Here is a 21829-nt window from a genome sequence, read left to right as displayed (position 1 = left end):
CGCATATCTTTATCCCGAAACCGGTTTCCACTTTCAGGAGACATGCCTGCACCGCCTGTCTTCAAGAGTACTCAGCGCCAGCCAAGTGCTGGCGCAACATGCTTGAGGATCGACTCGATTACATGCGCGTTGTAGTCGACACCAAGCTGGTTCGGCACCGTGAGAAGCAGCGTATCGGCTTCGGCAATCGCTTCATCCTTTTCGAGTTGCTCGATGAGCTTATCCGGTTCAGCCGCATAAGACCGACCAAAGACCGCCCGGAGATCTTCCTCGATATAGCCGATGGAGTCCTGCTCGTTGCTTCCGCCACCAAAATAGGCCCGGTCGCGATCATCAACCAGCGCGAAGATGCTGCGGCTCACTGAAACACGCGGTTCACGCATATGCCCGGCTTCTTTCCAGGCTTCACGATAGGCGCGGATCTGCTTGGCCTGCTGGATATGCAAAGGCTCACCTGACTCGTCCTTCTTCAGGGTCGAGCTTTGCAAATTCATGCCGAGCTTTGCCGCCCAGATGGCTGTCGCATCCGAGGCAGCACCCCACCAGATACGATCCCGAAGACCTTCCGAATGTGGCTCGATGCGCAGCAGACCGGGAGGATTCGGAAACATCGGGCGCGGGTTTGGCTGGGCAAAGCCCTGTCCCTTCAACGCTTCGAAGAACACCTCGCCATGCTGGCGGCCCATATCGGCATCGGTCTTGCCCTCTTCCGGCGCGTAGCCGAAATAGCGCCAGCCATCGATCACCTGTTCAGGCGAGCCACGGCTGATGCCAAGCTGCAGGCGCCCCTTGGAGATCAAATCAGCGGCACTTGCATCTTCGACCATATAGAACGGATTCTCATACCGCATGTCGATGACAGCCGTGCCGATCTCGATCTTGCTCGTCTTGGCGCCAATGGCTGCGAGCAGCGGAAACGGCGAAGCGAGCTGGCGCGCAAAATGGTGCACGCGGAAATAGGCGCCATCCGCGCCCAGCTCCTCGGCGGCAACAGCAAGGTCTATCGATTGCAGAAGCGCGTCACTGGCGGAACGGGTTCCCGATTGCGGCGACGGCGACCAGTGGCCGAAGGAAAGAAAGCCGATTTTCTTCATGATGATGTTCCCTGATTGCGGGCAAAAGATTGGTTCCTGTCCAATATGGCGGCGCGGCGCCGGATTGGAAGGGCGCTGAACACTGACACAGTGTTCAGCGTTCGGTGCCTGCGGCTTTCGCGCATTCCATATGGGCGCTTCCTTCGGATACGTTGACAGTCTATCCGGACCCGATTAAGCCTCAAATCTGGCGGATAAACCTTCAATCTGAGGTTATTGGAGAAAAGGTGTTTGCCGATAAGCAACGCACCAAAACAGGGGAGATTTTCATGCGTTCTATGCTTCTGGCCTTGCTGGCCGCAACGGCCATTGCCACCTCGGCACAGGCAAAAGACGTCACCGTCGCCGTAACCGCCATTGTTGAACATCCGGCCCTCGACGCCGCACGCGACGGTGTGAAGGATGCGTTGGCCGAAGCTGGCTACAAGGAAGGCGAAAACCTCAAATTCGTCTATCAGTCCGCACAGGGCAACCCGGCAACCGCCGCGCAGATCGCCCGCCAGTTCGTCGGCGAAGCTCCAGATGTGATCGTTCCGATCTCCACGCCGTCGGCACAGGCTGTCGTTTCGGCCACCCGCGATATTCCGGTCGTCTTCACCGCCGTTTCAGATCCGGTCGGCGCGCAGCTCGTCAAGGACATGACGAAGCCCGGCGGCAACGTGACCGGCCTTTCCGATATGTCGCCAGTGGTAGAGCATATCAAGCTCATCAAGGAAGTGATGCCGAACATCAAGAAGCTCGGCTATCTCTACAATTCCGGCGAAACCAATTCCGTGTCGCTTCTGGCCGCACTGAAGGAAGCCGCTTCCGCCGAAGGCATCGAAATCGTTGAATCGGCAGCCACCAAGTCGGCTGAAGTCCAAGGCGCAGCCCGTGCCCTCGTCGGCCGTGCCGATGCCATGTATGTTCCGACCGACAACACCATCGTTTCGGCTCTGGAAAGCGCCGTCGGCGTTGCCGAGGAAAGCAAGCTGCCGCTCTTCACCGCCGATACGGACTCAGTCAAGCGTGGTGCACTGGCTGCACTCGGCTTCAACTATTACGATGTCGGCAAGCAGACCGGCGCTGTCGTAGTGAAGATTCTCAAGGGTGAAAAGCCGGGCGATATTCCAGTCGACATCGCCAAGGGCACCGATCTCGTCATCAATCTCGGCGCTGCCAAGAAGATGGGCGTCGAATTCCCGCAGGCCGTTATCGACCGCGCGACCAGCAAGATCGACTGATCGGCTTACATATTGTAACAGGAAAAGGGCGGGATGAACTCCCGCCCTTTTCTTTGGAACCTCTTTCCAACATCTGAGCTTTTAATATGCCTGCTATTCGCATCCTCCCCGCTGACGACAACACCAATGGCTGGAGCAAAATATTGCCGGCCCGCACACCACATGCGGCGCTCAAAGGCGATATCAAGGCCGACTGGATTGTGCTCGGTGCGGGCTATGCAGGCGTCGCAGCCGCACGACGTCTGGCCGAGAACCGTCCCAGCGACCGGATTGCACTGATCGATGCGCAGGAAGTCGGAAAAGGCACGTCAGGCCGGGCTGCAGGCTTTGCCATCGATCTGCCGCACAATGTCAGTTCATCAATGGAGGAACTGGCCAAGTCGCACAGCTACCGTGCCCTAGCGCGTGCCGCCATTGATCATCTGAAACAGCAGATCGACCAGCATGGCATCGACTGCGACTGGCGACAGGATGGAAAATTTCACGCGGCAGTTTCCGATCAGGGTATGCGCGAGGTTCTCGAACCCACGGTCAAAGAGCTGGAACGCCTCAAGGAACCCTTCGACTGGCTTGAAGGTGATACTCTGGCCAAACGGCTCGGGACAAGCCATTTCAAGGCTGCCATCTTCACCTATGGCACTTCGCTTCTGAATCCGGCTGCCCTGGTGCGCGGCCTCGCCGACAGCCTGCCCGACAATGTCACGCTTTACGAAAACTCCGCTGTCACCAAAATCGATTACGGCGAGCGCATCCACATCACGACGGCAAAGGGCAGTATTGAGGCTCCTGCCATGATCCTGACGGTCAATGGCTTTGGTGAGCAGTTCGGCTTTTTCAGACGAAAGCTCCTGAACTTTGCAGCCCATGCCAGCCTGAGCCGCCGGCTTACCGACGAGGAATACAGGGCCATCGGCGAAATCGCCCCATGGGGCCTGACACCTGCCAACTCCTTTTCCGGCATCACCATGCGCCTGACCTCTGACCGGCGCATTCTGGTGCGGCAGAACGTGCATTTCTGCCCGTCGCTCCGCCAGTCGGATGCGCGCCGTGAAACGGTCAAGCGCGAGCACAAGCGGCTGTTCGATGAGCGTTTCCCGATGTTGCCCGATGTGGATATGGAGCACACTTGGACAGGTTTCATTTGCCTGTCGCGCAATGGCGCTCCGGGGTTCGGACAGATTGCGAAGAATGTTTTTACGTCACTCTGCCAGAACGGTGTCGGCATCACAAAAGGAACTATTGGCGGCATACTTGCCGCCGACATGGCCTGCGATATCGACAATCCGCTGATCGACGACATGCTGAAGCTCGGCAGTCCGACAGAACTGCCTCCACGGCCTTTCCTCGACATTGGTGTGCGTGCGCGATTTGCCTGGGAGCTGTGGCGTGCGCGCGGCGAAGTGTGACCGAAATCAACTTAGCCGAATGTTGTAGAAGGCCCACAGAATGGTGCTTTTTGGCGCATTTATAGCGATAATGCTTGCGTGCAGCCGCTTTTTGCGTTGTATCCCGAAAACGATATGACAAGAACAACCGTAATCAGTACGGCAAATATAATTTGGAGTGAATTTTGCAACCAGCTGGAGCAAATTCACTTCGGGCATAAAACCGGGGAAATGTTTCAGGTGACAGGCTCACCGGAAGCGAACTCAGAACAAAACCGGTCGTGACTGAAGCTGGCTGCGTGGAATGGCCGGGATTTCCGGTTTCCACAATGCCGATGATCGACGCCGCACTGAAGCGGCGCTCTTTCATTTTGGTCGCGGCGAGAAACAAGGAATGACATTGTGAGTCAGATCGCCTTCTGGGGTGCGGTCGAATTGGGCCTCGTCTTCGCATTTGTAGCCATCGGCGTCTATCTGGCGTTCCGCGTCCTCGATTTCCCCGATCTGACGGTTGATGGTTCGTTTCCGCTGGGCGCTGCCGTAACCGGCGTGCTGATCCTTGCAGGCATGAATGCCTGGCTGGCTGCTGCCATCGCCATGGTTGCCGGTGCTGCCGCCGGGCTTGTGACCGCGACGCTGAATGTGCGTTTCAAGATCCTCAATCTTCTCGCATCCATCCTGACCATGATCGCGCTGTTCTCCGTCAATCTGCGCGTGATGGGGCGTCCCAATATCGCGCTCATCAATCAGGACACCATGCTGACGCCGTTCTTCGGTCACGGCATTCCCGAATATTATGTACGTCCGCTGTTCCTCTTCGTTCTGGTCGCCATCGCGGTGTTTGTCGTCTGGCGCTTTCTGGAAAGTGATATGGGTCTAGCCATGCGCGCGACCGGCGCCAATCCGAGAATGGCGCGCGCGCAAGGCGTTCGCACCGACCGGCAGATCTATCTCGGCATGGCGCTTTCAAACGCACTGGTGGCTCTCGGCGGCTCGCTCTTCGCACAGACAAACGGCTTTGCCGATGTGACCTCCGGCGTGGGCACCATCGTGGTTGGCCTTGCAGCGGTTATCATCGGTGAGACCCTGCTGCGCAGCCGCTTCATTCTGGTGATCCTGATTGGCTGTGTGCTTGGCTCGATCATCTATCGTATCGCCATCCAGCTAGCGCTTTCGAACGGCGACGTTATTGGCCTGCAGGCGTCCGATCTCAACATCGCGACCGCCCTTCTCGTCACCTTCGCCCTGATTTTGCCGCGCCTGCGTCGCGGAGGAGCATCCGCATGATCGAACTTTCCAATCTCGATGTTGTGTTCGGTCGCGGCACTCCGCTCGAAAAGCAGGTCCTGAACAAGATCAATCTGACCATGGACAAGGGTTCCTTCGTCACGGTGATCGGGTCGAATGGTGCTGGCAAATCGACGATGCTTGGCGTTCTTGCAGGCGATGTGATCCCGACCGCTGGCAAGGTCGTCATCAGCGGCAAGGATGTGACGCGCAAGCCGACCGCCGAGCGGGCTGGTCTCGTCGCCCGCGTGTTTCAGGACCCCCTGGCAGGCAGTTGCGGTACGTTGTCGATTGAGGAAAACCTTGCGCTCGCGGCTTCACGCGGCAAGACGCGCGGGCTCACCCACGCGCTCAACGCCAACCGCCGTGCGTGGTTTCGCGAGCGCGTTGCAAGCCTCAATCTGGGGCTGGAAAACCGTATGCAGGACCGCATGGAACTGCTCTCCGGTGGCCAGCGCCAGGCCCTGTCACTTATCATGGCAACGCTTTCCGGTTCGGAAGTCCTGTTGCTTGACGAACATACCGCAGCGCTTGATCCCGGCATGGCCGAATTCGTGATGGAACTGACACGGACGCTGATTGCCGAGAACAAGCTGACCGCGCTGATGGTCACCCACTCCATGCGGCAGGCGCTCGATTATGGCGACCGCACGATCATGCTGCATGGCGGCAAAATCCTGCTCGACGTGACCGGCGACAAGCGCAAGACGCTGGGTGTCGAAGACCTTATCGAAATGTTCCGCAAGGTGCGCGGCCAGACGCTCGACGACGATGCGCTGCTGATCGAATAGGTTTTGCAAACAGCTTTGTTTCACAGCCGTCGTTCAGTTTGAGCGGCGGCTGTTTTGTTTGAAGGCGAATTGCGTTAGTGAAATTCTATGGCGCAGAAGAAAGCACACGAAGTCGATAGTTTTCTGGCAAGACCGACGAGCTCGTTCCCGGTCGTGCTTCTCTATGGCCCCGACAAGGGACTGGTGAGCGAACGTGCGCGCCGTTTTGCTGAAGCAAGCAAATTGCCGCTGGATGACCCCTTTGCCGTCATTCGCATGGAAGCGGACGAGATCGAGGCCGACCCGGCGAAACTTGCCGACGAAGCCCGCACGATCTCCATGTTCGGCGGCCAGCGCCTGATCTGGATCAAGAATGCCGCTGGCCAGAAGAAGCTGGCCGAAGCGGTCAAGCTGCTTGCAACCGAGCCGCCGCATGAAACATTCGTCCTGGTCGAAGCTGGCGATCTCAAGAAGGGAGCTGCCTTGCGCAGCGCCGTCGAGAACGCTTCCGCCGGTATGGCCCTGCCCTGTTACTCGGATGATAGCCGCGGCATCGATGGCGTCATCGATGACGTTCTGACCGAATGGAAGATGCAAATCACGCTCGACGGTCGCCAGCTTCTGCGCGCAAGTCTCGGTGGTGATCGCCTCGCCACGCGCGGGGAGCTGGAGAAGCTCTGCCTCTATGCACGCGGCAAGGAGCGGATCGATATCGATGATGTGCGCGAGGCGGTCGGTGATGTTGCCGGTCTTTCCACCGACGAGGTGATCGATGCGGTTCTGGCTGGTGATCTTCCGCGTTTCGAAGTCTCCTTCGACCGCGTCGTGAAATCCGGCACCGCACCGTTTCTACTGCTCAATACGGCGATGCGCCAGTTCCAGCAGGTTCAAACTTTGCGTCATATCGCCGATACCGAACGCAAAAGCGCATCGGTCGTTGTGGCCGGAGCCCGCCCGCCGATCTTCTTCAACCGCAAGAAGCTGATCGAAAATGCCGTAAGCCGGTGGACGGGTGAAAGCCTTGCGCGCGTCATGGAGCGCCTGCAGCGCGCTGTCCTCGAGAGCCGCCAGAATGCAGCCCTTGGCGTCCCCATCATTCGCCAATGCCTGTTGGCAATCAGTGTCGAATCACTGCGGAACGCGCGGCGATAGCAAGGCATTTCCAGAAAAATGCGAAGCGATTTTGCGTAAGGCAAATGCGAAAAGAAAATAGATACATTTCCACATGAGATACAGGAAATGATCTATCAGTCACTTCAAGTAACAACTTGCTCGAAATAAAAAACTCGCCGCAATGCATTGCGGCGAGTTTTTATAGGTTGCGTATTGTTTCAAAGATCAGCTCTGGAGACGCCGGCAAATCTCATCGAGTTGTTCAAGAGAACTATATCGTATCTTGACCTCACCGCCACGATCACGGTGATTGATTTCAACTTTCATGCCAGTAACGTCGGAAAGCAGCTTTTCGAGCGCCTTGGTGTCAGCATCTTTTTCGACAGGCGCCGCCTTGCCAGGCTTGGCTTCGACACCGCCACGGGCCTCTGCCTGCGCAAGCGCTTCAACCTGTCGTACAGACAAACCGTCCTTGACGATCCGTTCCGCGAGCGCAGTCGGGTTTTCCATCGTGATGAGGCTTCGTGCATGACCTGCCGAAAGCGCACCGTCGACGATGAAATCCTGCACGGGTTGCGGCAGTTTCAGCAGGCGCAGCGTATTGGCAACATGGCTGCGGCTTTTGCCAATGACCTGTGCCAGATCATTCTGCGTATAGTCGTGATTATCGATAAGCTGTTGATATCCCAACGCTTCTTCAACCGCATTGAGGTCGGCGCGCTGCACGTTTTCGATGATTGCGATCTCAAGCGCGACGCGATCATCCACGTCACGAACAATAACCGGGATCGTGTCGACGCCAGCCCGTTGCGAAGCGCGCCAGCGACGTTCACCAGCAATCAGCTCGAAGTGGTCCGGTTGTCCCGGAGCCGGACGCACGACGATCGGCTGCACGACACCGTGTTCCTTGATCGACTGCGCCAGATCTTCCAACTCGCCTTCCGAGAACATGCGACGCGGATTGCGCGGATTGCGCGTCACGAATTCAATCGGAACGTTCCGCTCGATCGGAACAGGTGCCTTACGCTCTTCAACAGGGCGGTCGATTTCACCGATCAGCGCCGCTAATCCGCGGCCAAGGCGCTTTTTTGAAGGATCGTCATTCATCGTTCGGCTTATTCCTGAATTGTTTCGTCGTCGAATCGATTGGTTAGGCGGCCTGTAATTGCCGCTCGCGCTGGATAACTTCCGATGCAAGCTGCAAATAGGCCTGGCTACCGGCGCATTTCAGATCGTAGAGAATTGCCGGTTTTCCATGAGATGGCGCTTCAGATACGCGCACATTACGCGGAATGACGGTACGATAGACTTTCTCTCCCATGAAAGCACGAACATCATCCACCACTTGCGCGGCGAGATTGTTGCGGCTGTCGAACATGGTCAGCACGATGCCCTGGATCGATAGCTCGGGATTGATCGTTGACCGCACCTGATCAACCGTCTGCAAAAGCTGGCTCAAGCCTTCCAGAGCAAAGAACTCGCACTGCAATGGCACCAGAACCGAATCGGCTGCGGCCATTGCATTCAACGTCAAAAGATTGAGCGATGGCGGACAATCGACAAGCACATAGGAAAAGCGCTCGGACACACCGGAATCAAAACGCAGAGCATCACGCAGGCGGCGCGTACGATCGGCTGACTGCGCAATTTCCATTTCAATACCAAGAAGATCCAATGTCGATGGCACGATATGGAGGTTTGGTACGTCAGTCGGCATGGCAGCGTCGGGAACCGACGATTCCTGTGTGAGTACATCATAGGAGGACAGTGGCCGATTGCGACGATCAATCCCCAAACCGGTACTGGCATTGCCCTGCGGATCGAGATCGACAATCAATACCGTCTCACCGATTGCGGCCAACGCGGTAGCCAGATTGATGGCGGTGGTCGTTTTACCCACGCCGCCCTTCTGGTTTGCAATGGTTATGATCCTGGCCATTTTGTTCATCACCGTCGCCTTGCTGCTGCCCGCCCCTTCGAAATTTCCGACCATCAGACAGCTTTACGCCGAAGATTGGTGATTTCGAGTATGACCGAAGCCTGATCGATAGCACTTTGATGTTGTACCAGATCGAAGCTCCAACCAACATGGCTTTCATCGATCTCGCGCTGGTAATCCCGACCTTTTTGGAAGAGAGCCTTGGCGCCATTGGTCAGCCACGGCTCCGTCAGACTGAAAAGATCGTTCAGCGACGCCAATGCGCGTGCCGTAACCACTTGAGGTGTTTCGATTTTCTGCCACATCGATTCAATGCGGGCGGAATGGACCCGCGCCGGTACATGCAAATGTCCGGCAGCAGTGCGCAAGAATGCCGCCTTTTTTCCCGCACTTTCAATGAGATCAATGACGCCACCGGACTGGTCGGCCAGAAAACAGGCCGTCACAATGCCCGGAAATCCACCGCCCGAGCCAATATCCAGCCAGCGCCTGGCGTCGCTCGCCAAGGGAAATAGCTGGGCACTGTCCAGAATATGGCGGGTCCACAACGCGTTCAAGGTTGAGGGCGAGGCAAGATTGATCGCCTTGGACCATTTACGAAACAGTTCTTCAAAGGCAATCAGGCGGTCCGCTGTTTCACGTGAAACAGAGGGCACGATTGCTTTCAGACTTTCAAAACGAGTATCGGCGCTCATGCGGCGCCCTGCCCCTCGGACAGTTCCGACGCAACCCGATGGCGATATCCGAACTTCTTGATCTGCGCGATAAGGAGCGCCAGAGCCGCAGGTGTCATCCCGTCAACACGCTGCGCTTCGGCAATCGTTTCCGGCTTGCGCTGCTTGAGCTTGTGCTTCAACTCATTGGAAAGACCAGATATTCCGTCAATATCCAAACCGACTGGAATGAGCAGTTGCTCCTCGCGCTCCATCACCGCAATATCGCTCTTCTGTCGGTCCATATAGACTGCATATTGAGCCTCGATCTCCAGAGCTTCCCGCGTTGCCGGAGCGATAGTTTCAAGCTCAGGCCAGATCGGCTTCAACCGATCCAGATCGATTTCCGGATAGGAAAGAAGATCATAGGCTGAACGGCGCACACCATCCTGATTGAGGCGCAGATCATAACGACCAGCCAGATTGGGTGTGATCGTCAATGACTGCGCCAGTGACCGCGCCTCATTCAAGGCAGCCTCACGTGCTTCAAAGCGTTCCTTGCGTGCCTGCCCCAATATGCCGAGCTTGTCTGCCAAAGGTGTCAGTCGTTGATCGGCATTATCTGCGCGAAGCGACAAACGGAATTCTGCACGCGAGGTAAACATGCGATAGGGTTCGCTGACCCCGCGTGACGTCAGATCATCGACCATAACGCCTATATAAGCTTCCGTACGCTGGATAATGACAGGCTCGCCACCAGAAGCCCGACGCGCCGCATTGATACCAGCAAGCAAGCCCTGCGCACCGGCCTCTTCATAACCGGTTGTGCCATTGATCTGTCCGGCCAGAAAAAGACCGGTTACTTTCCGGGTTTCAAGGCTGCGCTTCAACTCGCGCGGATCAATGAAATCATACTCGATCGCATATCCGGGTTGCAGCATAACCGCCTTTTCAAGCCCCGGTATGGTCTTCAATATGTCGAGCTGTACTTCTTCGGGAAGCGATGTCGAAATGCCATTTGGATAAACGGTATCGTCATCCAGCCCCTCCGGTTCCAGGAATATCTGGTGACCGTCGCGATCGCCGAACTTGACGATCTTGTCCTCAACCGACGGACAATATCGCGGACCTATGCCTTCGATAGAGCCCGAATACATGGCAGAACGATGCAGATTGGCTCGAATGACAGCGTGGGTTTCTGGCGTCGTGCGCGTAATGCCACAATCGATCTGTGGCGTGGTGATGCGATCCGTCATAAGAGAGAATGGCACAGGCTCTTCATCGGCAGACTGCATGTCGAGGCTCTGCCAATCAATCGTGCGTCCATCCAGCCGCGGTGGCGTGCCAGTCTTGAGACGACCAAGCGCAAAGCCAAACGAGGTCAATCGTTCGGAAAGACCAAGCGCCGGCTTTTCACCCATGCGTCCAGCCGGAATCTTCTTCTCGCCAATATGGATCAACCCGTTCAGGAACGTGCCGGTCGTCAGAACGACGGCGCCGCATGTCAAGGTCCGACCATCGGACAGAACAACCCCGGTAATGCACCCGTCTTCTCCCCGAAGATCGTGAGCGCCACCTTCGACAACAAACAGATTATCCTGAGCCGCGATCATTTTCTGCATGGCAAGTCGATAAAGCTTGCGGTCAGCCTGGGTTCTAGGGCCGCGAACAGCTGGTCCCTTTCGACGGTTGAGCAGACGAAACTGAATACCAGCTTCATCGGCAACACGCCCCATCAAGCCGTCAAGTGCATCGATCTCGCGAACAAGATGCCCTTTTCCCAATCCACCAATAGCTGGGTTGCAAGACATAATGCCAATAGTATCAAAGCGATGTGTTACAAGCGCGGTCTTGGCACCGGCGCGTGCAGCTGCAGAAGCAGCCTCGCATCCCGCGTGGCCGCCACCAATCACAATGACATCAAAGACTGTGGCTTCGGTCGAACTCATTGGGTTCATCCTGACGCAACTCGAATCCGTTTCTGAAAGATGTCTCTTTGCCACGAATGGGCTTGAAACGGAAGATCAAATTGGCGGGTTGCGCGATCAAATCTCGGCGACGCAGCGACTCATGGATGAGAGACGGAGTCAATCACCCCAGTCAGTCACCTCAGCGAGATTCCACAGATGTTTCACGTGAAACAATTTTCAAGGCAAATCATCACGTGTTTCACGTGAATCATTTTCCAATACAGAACTGTGAGAAAATAACGTCCAGAATCTCTTCGACATCAACATCTCCGGTAATGCGTCCGAGATGTTGAGACGCGAGGCGCATGTTCTCAGCGCGGAGTTCAAGCGGAAGATTTTTCCCGTTTATAGCCTTGTCGATTTCAGTAACAGTAGATCGCAGAAGGTTGATATGCCTCTGTCGTGTGGGAACAGCGTCTTCAATCTGGCCGATCTGCGCTTCAGCAAAGCTTTGGAGTGCATTCAGCAATCCGTCCAATCCCTCACCGGTTTTGGTCGAGATGCGATAGGACCAGTTGCCGGAAGACTCCTCCTTCAGGTCAGCCTTCGTCCCTATTTTCCATAAAATTGCTGATGTTTCATCGGGCATGACCTCTATGGGATCGCTCATATCCTCCAGCAAAAGGACCAGATCAGCATCTGCCATACGCGCGCGGGCGCGTTCAATTCCGATCTTCTCGACCGAGCTATCGGTCTCCCGTAAACCTGCTGTATCCGTCACGTAAACCGGGATGCCACCCAGATCGAGTTTGACTTCCAAAAGATCGCGGGTCGTTCCCGCTTCTTCCGATATGATCGCCACTTCGCGCCCGGCCAGAAAATTCAACAGGCTGGATTTACCGGCATTCGGCGCGCCAACAATCACGACATGCAGTCCGTCGCGCAGCATGGAAGCGCGCTTGCCGCTTGCTATATGGCTCTCGATCTCTCTCTTCAACAGTGCCAGCGATTGCCAGACCTGCTCTGATACGGAACCTGGAACATCGCTTTCATCGGCAAAGTCGAGTTCTGCTTCGATAAAGGCGCGTGCCTGCAACAAACGTTGACGCCATTCCGTATAGAGTTCGCGCTGCGTACCCGACGCAACCTGTAAAGCAAGCCGCCTCTGTCCTTCGGTTTCCGCAGCGATCAGATCCGCGAGGCCTTCGGCAATGGTCAGGTCCATCTTGCCATTGGAAAAAGCCCGTCGCGTAAACTCTCCGGCTTCCGCTATACGACAACCGGGAAGCTCTCCCATTTCAGACAAGAGCTTTTCGACAACGGCTTTACCGCCATGCAAATGAAATTCGGCACAATCCTCGCCAGTAAAACTGTTCGGCCCAGGAAAAAACAGGACAAGTCCGCGATCAACTGAATCTCCATTTCGGTCACGGAACAGCTTATAGGCTGCATATCGCGGTGTCGGTAGCGACCCGATTATCGTTTCGAGTACGAATCGAACTTCTGGGCCAGAAATGCGCACCACGGCAACGCCGGACGGTAGGCGACCGCTCGACAAGGCAAAAATCGTATCTTGAAAGGAAGCGATCTCGCTCATTTCATTTCCTGACCTATAATCAATAAGGATGAAAGCAACCAAACGGGTGCTGAAGGAATGGCATATTCATTCGTGCAGTGAAAGAAAAGCCTTATGACTGAGTTAGACCGCACTCGCCTTGCTGGCAGTAACCGCCTTGCCGGTGAACCAAGCGCCTATCTGCGCCAGCACGCCGATAATCCCGTTCACTGGCAGCCCTGGGGCAGGCAAGCACTGGATGCCGCAAAGGAACTGGACCGGCCCATTCTGCTTTCGGTGGGCTATGCTGCCTGCCACTGGTGCCATGTCATGGCGCATGAGTCCTTTGAAAATCCTGATGTCGCGGAAGTGATGAATGCCTTGTTCGTCAATGTGAAGGTGGACCGCGAGGAACGGCCCGACATAGACCAAATATATATGGCAGCGCTTGGAGCGATGGGACAACAGGGTGGCTGGCCGCTTACCATGTTTCTGAGGCCAGATGGAAAGCCCTTCTGGGGCGGTACCTATTTTCCCCCGCACAAGCGCCACAACATGCCCGGCTTTGTCGATGTGCTGCATGCGGTCAATAATCTCTGGCACAAGGATAAAGAGAAAATTAACCATAATGCACAGGCCGTCTTCGATCATCTGGAAGGCCGTCTGGCTGCGCAGATCTCCCCGGTAACAAATGAAGTGGAACGATTTGACGAGATCGCAACCCGCATCAACAGCCTGATTGATCCGATCCGGGGCGGAATAGAAGGAGCGCCCAAGTTCCCGAACGCGCCTTTTATGGACAATCTATGGCTCTCCTGGCTCTATGGGCGCAACGAAACACATCGAGACAATTTCCTCCTGTCGCTCAAGATTATGCTCCAGGGCGGGATTTACGACCATCTGGGTGGCGGGCTTTGCCGGTACTCCACTGATGCCAACTGGCTGGTGCCGCATTTCGAAAAAATGCTCTATGACAATGCCCAATTCATTCGCCATGCGACCTACGCATTCGCCGAGACCGGAAATGATTTGTTTCGTGTACGAATCGAAGAGACCGTCGATTGGCTGATCCGGGAAATGCGTTTGTCCGACGGAAGTTTTGCATCCAGCCTGGACGCCGATAGCGAAGGTGAGGAAGGACGGTTTTACGTCTGGAGTGAGCAGGAAATCGATAAGGCGCTTGGCAACGATAGCGAAGCCTTCAAGGACTATTACGGTGTCACAGCAGGCGGAAACTGGGAAGGCCAGAATATTCTGAACCGTCTTCACGCAGTCGATAACGGCACGTCCCTGCCCCCAATGATAGAAGCATCGCGGCAGAAGCTGCTTGCGCGTCGTGAATTGCGGGTCCGTCCCGGACGGGATGAAAAGGCACTGACCGACTGGAATGGGCTTGCCATTCGTGCTTTGGCCGAAGCAGGTCGGAGTTTCAGACGGCAGGACTGGATCAATCTCGCGGTCGATGCCTATCGCTCGATAGCGAGCAGCTTTCGCGACGGCCGGATCGCACATTGCCGTATGGAAAATTCGCTTCTCTACCCCGCCCTTTCAACTAATTATGCGTCGATGATCAATGCAGCCATTGCTCTTTATGAAGCAACGAGCGAACAGGCGTTCATCGATGATGCTTTGAAATTCAAAAAGTCGCTTGATAACGATCACCGCGATGATACTGGTAATTATCGCCTGTCCGCACTAGACGCCGATGATGTCATCCTGCACGCCTATGGCGACTATGATGAAGCGATACCGAGCGCGACCAGCCAGATCATCGAAGCACTGACAAGGCTGTTTCTCGCAACGGGTAATATCGATCTCTATCAAAGCAATGAGAGGCTGATAGAACAGGCGCTCGGGCGAGCCTTCGCGCAGCAATATGGACAGATTGGGATATTGAATGCGGCTCGTTTTGCGGCAGAGCCGCTTTCTCTTGTCGTGGCCACGGAGGACAATGCTGGAGACCTTGTTTCGACTGCGAATCGAAATCCTGACCCCCGACGCGTAGACAAGTTCGCGCGGTTCGAGGCCGGCAGGATAATAGAGCTACCGACCGGGGGAACAGCAAGGCCTGAGCATCCGTCAGCCTGGTTCTGCAAGGGGCATGTCTGCCTGCCCCCCGTTGAAAGCGCCGATGCTTTGCGACTGCTCCTCGGCAAAGCATCCTGAAACAAGAAGCGCCGCAACGGTTTCCCGTGCGGCGCCTCTCAAACAGTTTGAACCGAACAATGTTTAGGTATTCATCGAGTCGAAGAATTCCGAATTGCTCTTGGTCTGCTTGAGCTTGTCGATAAGGAATTCGATCGCATCGGTGGTGCCCATCGGCGCGAGGATACGGCGCAGAACGAAAATCTTTTGCAGATCGGCGCGCGGAACCAGCAGGTCTTCCTTGCGGGTGCCGGACTTGAGAATGTCCATGGCCGGGAAGATGCGCTTGTCCGCAACCTTGCGGTCGAGCACGATTTCCGAGTTGCCTGTGCCCTTGAATTCTTCAAAGATCACTTCATCCATACGGCTGCCCGTATCGATCAGCGCGGTTGCGATGATGGTCAGCGAACCGCCTTCTTCGATATTACGCGCTGCACCGAAGAAGCGCTTCGGGCGCTGCAATGCGTTGGCATCCACACCGCCGGTCAGAACCTTGCCGGAAGACGGCACGACCGTGTTGTAGGCGCGGCCGAGACGCGTAATCGAGTCGAGCAGAATCACAACGTCGCGACCATGTTCGACAAGGCGCTTGGCCTTTTCGATGACCATTTCGGCCACCTGAACGTGACGCGCTGCCGGTTCATCGAAGGTAGAGGAAATCACTTCGCCCTTCACCGAGCGCTGCATGTCGGTCACTTCTTCCGGACGTTCATCGATCAGGAGAACGATCAGATAGCATTCCGGATGATTTGCGGTGATCGAATGGGCAATATTCTGAAGAAGAACAGTCTTACCGGTACGTGGCGGAGCGACAATCAGGCCGCGCTGGCCCTTGCCGAGCGGTGCCACCAGATCGATGACGCGCGGCGAAAGATCCTTGGAGGTTGGAACTTCGAGTTCCATCTTGAAGCGCTCATTGGGATAGAGCGGCGTCAGATTGTCGAAGTGAACCTTGTGTCGGATTTTTTCCGGGTCTTCGAAATTGATTGTATTGACCTTGAGCAGCGCGAAATAACGCTCGCCTTCCTTGGGACCACGGATCGGGCCTTCGACCGTATCACCGGTCTTGAGAGAAAAACGACGCAGCTGCGAGGGAGAAATATAAATATCGTCTGGACCCGGCAGGTAGTTGGCATCAGCAGAGCGCAGGAAGCCAAATCCGTCCTGCAGCACTTCAACGACGCCCTCGCCGATAATTTCGACGTCCTGGGCCGCCAGCTTCTTGAGAATCGCGAACATTAGTTCCTGCTTGCGCATGGCGCTCGCGTTTTCGACCTCAAGCGTTTCGGCAAAAGCCAGCAGCTCCACCGGTGTCTTGTTCTTTAGTTCTTGTAGTTTCATTTCCTGCATGGATGAGGAACTCTTTTTAAAATGTAAGGAGAAAATGCAGTTGTTCGGAAAGGTGGCCACCTGAACGTCGTGACCGGCATCGAAGGCCTGCTGTCTTGAAGGGAAGAGGCTTTCTACATACTGATTTGCAGCATGCAGAGCAAGTCTCATGTAGGGATAGCGCGAAATTTCTGCAACAGAAAAATGGCAGAAAACCGGCAAGCGGGTTTGATTGTTCACAGTGCCGGAGAAATGCCGGCTAGAGCCGGATCACTCTAACTACCTGTTTCTAAACAGTTCCGGCAAAGCTGTTTCCTACTCTGCCGGAACTGTTGTTGTTGAATCAGAATGGCTTAACGATCACCAGTATGACGATCAGAATCATCAGAACTGTCGGCACTTCATTGATGATTCGCCAATGTTTGGCCGAGCGCATGTTGCGGTCTTCAGCAAAAAGCCGCGTGGATTTTGCCAGATAGCCGTGCAGGCCGGACATCAGCACAACCAGCAGCAGTTTTGCATGCAGCCAGCCGCCCTGGAAACCGAAGATTTCCCAGGCCATCCACAGACCGGCAATCCAGGTTACGATCATGGCCGGATTGATGATGAAGCGCAGCAACCGCTTTTCCATCACCTTGAAGGTTTCCGATGTTTCGGAACCGGGCTTTGCGGCGCAGTGATAGACGAACAGGCGCGGCAGATAGAGCATTCCCGCCATCCAGGCGATGACGGCAATCACATGCAGCGACTTGATCCAGAGATAGGCATCGGCTGGATTCACGTGAAACAATGCCCAGACGCCGAGCGCCACAACAACCAGCGAGACGACAGTGCGAATGACAACAGCCGAGCCGCGATTTTCCGGAGCTGTCTGGCTCATGATTTTCCTCCGCGAATACGGTCGATCATGCGATGCACATTCTCGATCGGTGCCTGTGGCGTGATTCCGTGCCCGAGATTGAAGATCAGCGGGCCCTGGCCGAGACGTTCGAGAATCGTGTCTACACCTTCATCCAGCGCATTGCCGCCTGCCACCACGCGCAGCGGATCGAGATTGCCCTGTATCGCGCCCTCTTCCTGAAGGGCGGTAGCGAAGGAAAAGGGAACAGACCAGTCGAGACCGAGAGCGTCCACACCGGTCTTTTCGCGATAGCCTGCATAAAGCATCCCTGCCCCTTTCGGGAAACCGATGATGCGCGCCTCCGGATAGACCGCTCTCACCTTCTGGACGATCCGGGCAACGGGCTGGATGCAGAAACGTTCAAAGCAGTTCTCGTCCAGAACGCCGGACCATGAATCGAAAATTTGCACCGCATCGGCACCAGCATCCAGCTGCTCGATGAGATATTCGGCCGAAACATCGGCAAGATCGTTCAGGAGTTTTTCAAAAGCTTCCGGGAAACGGTAGGCGAAAAGACGAGCGGGCGCCTGATCCGGTGTGCCATGACCGGCGATCATATAGGTCGCAACGGTCCAGGGAGCGCCACAGAAGCCCAGCAGCGTCGTTTCGTCGGGCAACTGCTCCCGCAGCAGCCGAACCGTCTCGTAGACCGGCTCCAGCCTTTTGGCGACGCCTTCCGTCTCAAGCCAGAAAATCTCGTCGGCATCGATCGGTGTCATCAAAGGTCCCTTGCCTTCTTCAAAGCGAAGGTCACGTCCAAGGGCGTGGGGAATGACAAGAATGTCTGAAAAGAGAATGGCTGCATCAAAGCCAAACCGGCGGATCGGCTGAAGCGTCACCTCGACAGCAAGATCGGGCGAATAGCAGAGATCGAGAAAGCTCCCGGCCTTTTTCCGCGTCTCGCGATATTCGGGAAGATAGCGTCCGGCCTGGCGCATCATCCAGATGGGAGGTGGAAAGACCGTTTCACCGTCGATCACTCTCAAGACTTTGCGCTTCATCTGATTTTTATCCGCCCTGTTGGTTACCTGATCCGGTTTTGGTCTGAAGTTATCCAGTCCGGTTCTCATAAAGAAAGGATGATTCAGGAATCTTTTGATTCTTAGAGTCTGTTGGAATCGGGGATTAAGGTCTGTCCCTGTTTTCCCCACAGTTCCGAATTTGCCATCTCATCCTGTGCAATCATTCACCGATAGTCTGACCAAATACAATGAAAACTCAATTCCCTCTTTTAATATAAAGGGTTACCAATTGACGCAGTTCATGAGGATTTGTGGAAAAGCTGGGAATTACGACGGGATTTCGTGTTTTCATGAGTCTTGTCCACACATGTTGATGATCACTCGCCACATGTTCGCCCGCTGTGGATGACTTGCCAAGTTTCCCACGGCCTGCCATGGCTTGTGGAAGACGTTCGGCCTTTACGCACAGCCGTCAACAGGAGGGCAACAAAACTGTGACCAGACCGCTTTCCTACTTTCATCTTCATCTGATTTCTGATGCGACGGGAGAGACTCTCCTGGCTGCCGGGCGTGCAGCGGCGGCGCAATATGCCAATGCGCGCGCCATCGAGCACATCTATCCGCTGATCCGCACCGAAAAGCAGTTGCGCAAGGTTCTTGAGGGCATCGATGCGGAACCCGGTATCGTTCTCTATACGATTGTCGACCAGAAACTGGCGGCGATCATCGATGAATCCTGTGCCGAGATGGGCGTGCCGAGCGTTTCCGTGCTGGAGCCGGTGCTGAACACGTTTCAATCCTATCTCGGGGCGCCGGCCCATCGCCGCGCGAGCGCGCAGCATGTTCTCAATGCCGATTATTTCCGGCGGATCGACGCGCTTAATTTCACGATGGAACATGATGACGGGCAATTGCCCTACGATATCGAGGAAGCCGACGTTATTCTTGTCGGCATCTCACGCACATCCAAGACCCCGACGAGCATCTATCTCGCCAATCGCGGCATCAAGGCCACCAATGTTCCGATTGTGCTGGGGATTCCTCTGCCCGAGGTGCTTTTCACGGCAAAACGGCCATTGATCGTGGGGCTGGTCGCGACGGCCGAACGGATTTCGCAAATTCGCCAGAACCGGCCGCTCGGTAATGTGCCGTCGTTGGATACCGGCCTCTATACGGACCGCGTTTCCATCTCGGAAGAACTGGCTTATGCGCGTAATATATGCAACCGCCACGGCTGGCCGATTATCGATGTGTCGCGCCGGTCGATCGAGGAAACAGCAGCTGCCATTCTGGCGCTGCTCCGCGCGCATAGCGAAAAGGCATAAACAAGGATTCCAGCCATGACGGACAAACTCGTTCTCGCCTCTAAAAGCCACTTCCGTTCGGCGTTGCTGAAGAATGCCGGCATAGAGTTTTCAACGGCAAGCGCGGATATCGACGAGCGCGCGGTCGAAGCCCCGCTTTATGAAACGGGCGCCACGCCGGAAGAAGTCGCGCAGGTTCTGGCCGAGGCGAAGGCGCTCGACGTGAGCGAGAAGAACCCCGGCGCGGTGGTGATAGGCTGCGACCAGACATTGTCGCTCGGCGACGAGATTTTCCACAAGCCCGCAGATATGGAGGCAGCGCGCCGCCAGCTTCTGAAATTTTCCGGCAAGACCCACCAGTTGAACAGTGCTGTCGTGCTGGTGAGGGACGGCAAAACCCTGTGGCGCCACGTTTCGATTGCCCGAATGACCATGCGCGATCTGGATCCCGGTTTTGTCGGGCGTTATCTCGGTCGTGTGGGCGACGTCGCGCTTTCGAGCGTCGGCGCCTATCAGGTCGAAGGACCAGGCATCCAGCTTTTCGAGAAGATCGAAGGCGATTATTTCACGATTGTCGGTCTGCCGCTGCTGCCGCTGCTGGCTGAACTGCGGAAGGAAAAACTGATCGATGGCTAAGAAGGCGTTTGTCACCGGCTTTCCGATAAAACATTCGCGGTCGCCGCTGATCCATGGTTTCTGGCTCAGGGAATTTGGGCTCGACGGTTCTTATGAGGCGATAGAAGTGAAGCCGGAGGATTTCGGCTCCTTTGCTTCGTCGCTTGCCGAAAAGGGTTTTGCCGGTGGCAATGTCACCATTCCGCACAAGGAAGCAGCCTATGCTGCCGTGGAAAGTCTGGATGAGGCCGCCAAAGCCATCGGCGCGGTCAATACGCTCTGGCTCGAAAATGGCAGGCTTCATGGCGGCAATACCGATGCTTATGGCTTTGCGGCCAATCTCGATGCATCGGCTCCCGGTTGGGACAATGCTGACAGCGCTCTTGTTCTGGGTGCAGGTGGCGCAAGCCGGGCAATCGTTCATGCGCTTTTGTCGCGTGGCTTTACGAAAGTCGCCATCGTCAATCGTACGGTGAGCCGGGCGCAAGATCTTGCAGCCCATTTCGGACCGCGAGTCTCGGCGCATGGCTGGGACGAGGCGCAAAAACTGGTCTTGGACGCCGGATTGATCGTCAACACAACATCGCTTGGCATGAGCGGCCATGACGAGCAGGAAACATTCCCGCTCGATCTTGGCAAGGCATCACGAAAGGCAGTCGCTACCGACATTGTCTATGTGCCGCTCAAGACGCCAATCCTGAAAAAGGCTGAAGAATCCGGTCTGACGACTGTGGACGGGCTCGGCATGCTGCTGCATCAGGCCGTTCCGGGTTTCGAGCGCTGGTTTGGCAAAAGGCCGCAAGTGACGAAAGCACTGCGTGAGCATATTCTGGCAGATATGGCAAAGGCTGATGCTCTGGTGTCTGAATCAAAAAGCGTCAGGCCGTAGCGAAAATGGTGATTTTCGAGAACCGGAGCGCAGTGTACTTTAGTACATGAGCACCGGAAGCGCAGAAAAACGCCATTTGCAACAAGGCATGACGACTATTGGAACAGATACTATGATCGTGCTTGGGTTAACCGGCTCCATCGGGATGGGAAAAACAACGGCGGCGAACATGTTCGCCGAAGCCGGTGTGCCGATTTATAGCGCCGACGATACAGTACATCGGCTCTATTCCGGCCGTGCGGCGCCGCTGATCGAGGCTGCGTTTCCGGGCACTGTGGAAAACGGTGCGGTTGATCGGGGAAAGCTTTCCGCTGCCGTCATCGGAAAACCCGAAGCCCTGAAAAAACTGGAAGCCATCGTTCATCCGCTTGTGCGCGAGGAAGAAGAAGCCTTTCGCCGCAATGCGGAAGAAGCCGGTGCCGCTCTGGCGCTGATCGATATTCCGCTGCTTTTCGAAACCGGCGGCGACAAGCGTGTGGACAAGATCGTGGTTGTCTCAGCCCCTGCCGAGATACAGCGCATTCGCGTGCTTGCGCGACCGGGCATGACGGAAGAAAAGCTTGATGCCATTCTCGCGCGCCAGACGCCGGATGCGGAAAAACGGGCAAGAGCCGATTTCATTATCGATACAAGTGGGAGTTTCGACAATCTACGCCGCCAGATTCGCGAAATCGTCGCGGAATTGAGTGGAAAGCCGGTGGTTGCTACCGAATAATCGTCGGCGGCGTGCTATAGGTACCAAAGTTATTTCCCGA

At 55.8% G+C, this 21829-nt stretch carries 19 protein-coding genes; 10 read left to right on the top strand and 9 right to left on the bottom strand.

Annotated features, from left to right (window positions below; genetic code table 11):
- Positions 1-71 precede the first annotated feature (71 nt).
- Complete coding sequence (locus HWX93_RS03665; RefSeq protein WP_176036531.1) at positions 72-1094, bottom strand: LLM class flavin-dependent oxidoreductase; 1023 nt, start codon at positions 1092-1094, stop codon at positions 72-74.
- A gap of 269 nt (positions 1095-1363) precedes the next feature.
- Between HWX93_RS03665 and HWX93_RS03660 the strand changes: the two genes are divergently transcribed.
- The 5 genes from HWX93_RS03660 to holA all read left to right on the top strand — a co-directional run bounded on the left by HWX93_RS03660 (position 1364) and on the right by holA (position 6911).
- The gene (locus tag HWX93_RS03660; protein WP_061345201.1) at positions 1364-2317 is read left to right on the top strand and encodes an ABC transporter substrate-binding protein; all 954 of its coding nucleotides are present in this window, start codon (positions 1364-1366) and stop codon (positions 2315-2317) included.
- An 86-nt stretch (positions 2318-2403) separates the two neighbouring features.
- Entirely contained in the window at positions 2404-3723 is a 1320-nt protein-coding gene (locus HWX93_RS03655; RefSeq protein ID WP_176036530.1) for an NAD(P)/FAD-dependent oxidoreductase, read from the top strand.
- Between the two features lie 381 nt (positions 3724-4104).
- Entirely contained in the window at positions 4105-4989 is an 885-nt protein-coding gene (locus HWX93_RS03650) for an ABC transporter permease (protein WP_061344582.1), read from the top strand.
- A complete protein-coding gene (locus tag HWX93_RS03645; RefSeq protein WP_061344583.1) occupies positions 4986-5780 on the top strand; it encodes an ABC transporter ATP-binding protein in 795 nt (264 codons plus the stop codon). The genes HWX93_RS03650 and HWX93_RS03645 overlap by 4 nt, the downstream gene beginning before the upstream one ends.
- 87 nt (positions 5781-5867) lie before the next feature.
- On the top strand, positions 5868-6911 hold the full coding sequence (holA, locus tag HWX93_RS03640) for a DNA polymerase III subunit delta (RefSeq protein ID WP_176036529.1): 1044 nt from the start codon (positions 5868-5870) through the stop codon (positions 6909-6911).
- A 186-nt stretch (positions 6912-7097) separates the two neighbouring features.
- On the opposite strand, the gene HWX93_RS03635 is transcribed toward holA, so the two are convergent.
- From HWX93_RS03635 to mnmE, 5 genes are all read right to left on the bottom strand, one after another.
- Complete coding sequence (locus HWX93_RS03635) at positions 7098-7979, bottom strand: ParB/RepB/Spo0J family partition protein (RefSeq protein WP_061344585.1); 882 nt, start codon at positions 7977-7979, stop codon at positions 7098-7100.
- A gap of 43 nt (positions 7980-8022) precedes the next feature.
- The gene (locus tag HWX93_RS03630) at positions 8023-8820 is read right to left on the bottom strand and encodes a ParA family protein (protein ID WP_176036528.1); all 798 of its coding nucleotides are present in this window, start codon (positions 8818-8820) and stop codon (positions 8023-8025) included.
- A gap of 44 nt (positions 8821-8864) precedes the next feature.
- Positions 8865-9506 (bottom strand): 16S rRNA (guanine(527)-N(7))-methyltransferase RsmG, encoded by a 642-nt coding sequence (gene rsmG / locus HWX93_RS03625; RefSeq protein ID WP_176036527.1) that lies wholly within the window; start codon positions 9504-9506, stop codon positions 8865-8867.
- Positions 9503-11413: a tRNA uridine-5-carboxymethylaminomethyl(34) synthesis enzyme MnmG gene (gene mnmG / locus HWX93_RS03620; protein WP_176036526.1), complete on the bottom strand. Its 1911-nt coding sequence runs from the start codon at positions 11411-11413 to the stop codon at positions 9503-9505. Before mnmG ends, rsmG begins: the two co-directional genes overlap by 4 nt.
- Positions 11414-11642: 229 nt before the next feature.
- The gene (gene mnmE / locus HWX93_RS03615) at positions 11643-12971 is read right to left on the bottom strand and encodes a tRNA uridine-5-carboxymethylaminomethyl(34) synthesis GTPase MnmE (RefSeq protein WP_176036525.1); all 1329 of its coding nucleotides are present in this window, start codon (positions 12969-12971) and stop codon (positions 11643-11645) included.
- 93 nt (positions 12972-13064) lie between these two features.
- Here mnmE and HWX93_RS03610 point away from each other — a divergent pair, with 93 nt between their 5' ends.
- Positions 13065-15095 (top strand): thioredoxin domain-containing protein, encoded by a 2031-nt coding sequence (locus HWX93_RS03610; RefSeq protein WP_176036524.1) that lies wholly within the window; start codon positions 13065-13067, stop codon positions 15093-15095.
- Positions 15096-15158: 63 nt separating this feature from the next.
- Here HWX93_RS03610 and rho read toward each other — a convergent pair whose 3' ends face one another.
- The 3 genes from rho to hemE all read right to left on the bottom strand — a co-directional run bounded on the left by rho (position 15159) and on the right by hemE (position 18305).
- A complete protein-coding gene (rho, locus tag HWX93_RS03605; RefSeq protein WP_109987171.1) occupies positions 15159-16424 on the bottom strand; it encodes a transcription termination factor Rho in 1266 nt (421 codons plus the stop codon).
- 322 nt (positions 16425-16746) lie between these two features.
- Entirely contained in the window at positions 16747-17283 is a 537-nt protein-coding gene (gene hemJ, locus HWX93_RS03600; RefSeq protein ID WP_109986997.1) for a protoporphyrinogen oxidase HemJ, read from the bottom strand.
- Positions 17280-18305, bottom strand: coding sequence for a uroporphyrinogen decarboxylase (hemE, locus tag HWX93_RS03595; RefSeq protein ID WP_176036523.1), 1026 nt, complete (start codon positions 18303-18305; stop codon positions 17280-17282). The genes hemJ and hemE overlap by 4 nt, the downstream gene beginning before the upstream one ends.
- A gap of 455 nt (positions 18306-18760) precedes the next feature.
- Here hemE and HWX93_RS03590 point away from each other — a divergent pair, with 455 nt between their 5' ends.
- The 4 genes from HWX93_RS03590 (at position 18761) to coaE (ending at position 21789) form a co-directional block, all read left to right on the top strand.
- A complete protein-coding gene (locus HWX93_RS03590) occupies positions 18761-19591 on the top strand; it encodes a pyruvate, water dikinase regulatory protein (RefSeq protein WP_109986999.1) in 831 nt (276 codons plus the stop codon).
- Positions 19592-19606: 15 nt separating this feature from the next.
- The gene (locus tag HWX93_RS03585; protein ID WP_176036522.1) at positions 19607-20206 is read left to right on the top strand and encodes a Maf-like protein; all 600 of its coding nucleotides are present in this window, start codon (positions 19607-19609) and stop codon (positions 20204-20206) included.
- Complete coding sequence (locus tag HWX93_RS03580) at positions 20199-21074, top strand: shikimate dehydrogenase (RefSeq protein WP_176036521.1); 876 nt, start codon at positions 20199-20201, stop codon at positions 21072-21074. Before HWX93_RS03585 ends, HWX93_RS03580 begins: the two co-directional genes overlap by 8 nt.
- 112 nt (positions 21075-21186) lie before the next feature.
- Positions 21187-21789 carry a dephospho-CoA kinase gene (gene coaE / locus HWX93_RS03575; RefSeq protein ID WP_176036628.1) on the top strand — a complete coding sequence of 201 codons (603 nt, stop codon included), beginning with the start codon at positions 21187-21189 and terminating at the stop codon, positions 21787-21789.
- Positions 21790-21829 lie beyond the last annotated feature (40 nt).

Source organism: Brucella tritici (assembly GCF_902825325.1).
GTDB lineage: Bacteria > Pseudomonadota > Alphaproteobacteria > Rhizobiales > Rhizobiaceae > Brucella.
The sequence above is the reverse complement of the archived record's forward strand: the minus strand, read 5'-3'. Positions and strand labels throughout refer to the sequence as shown.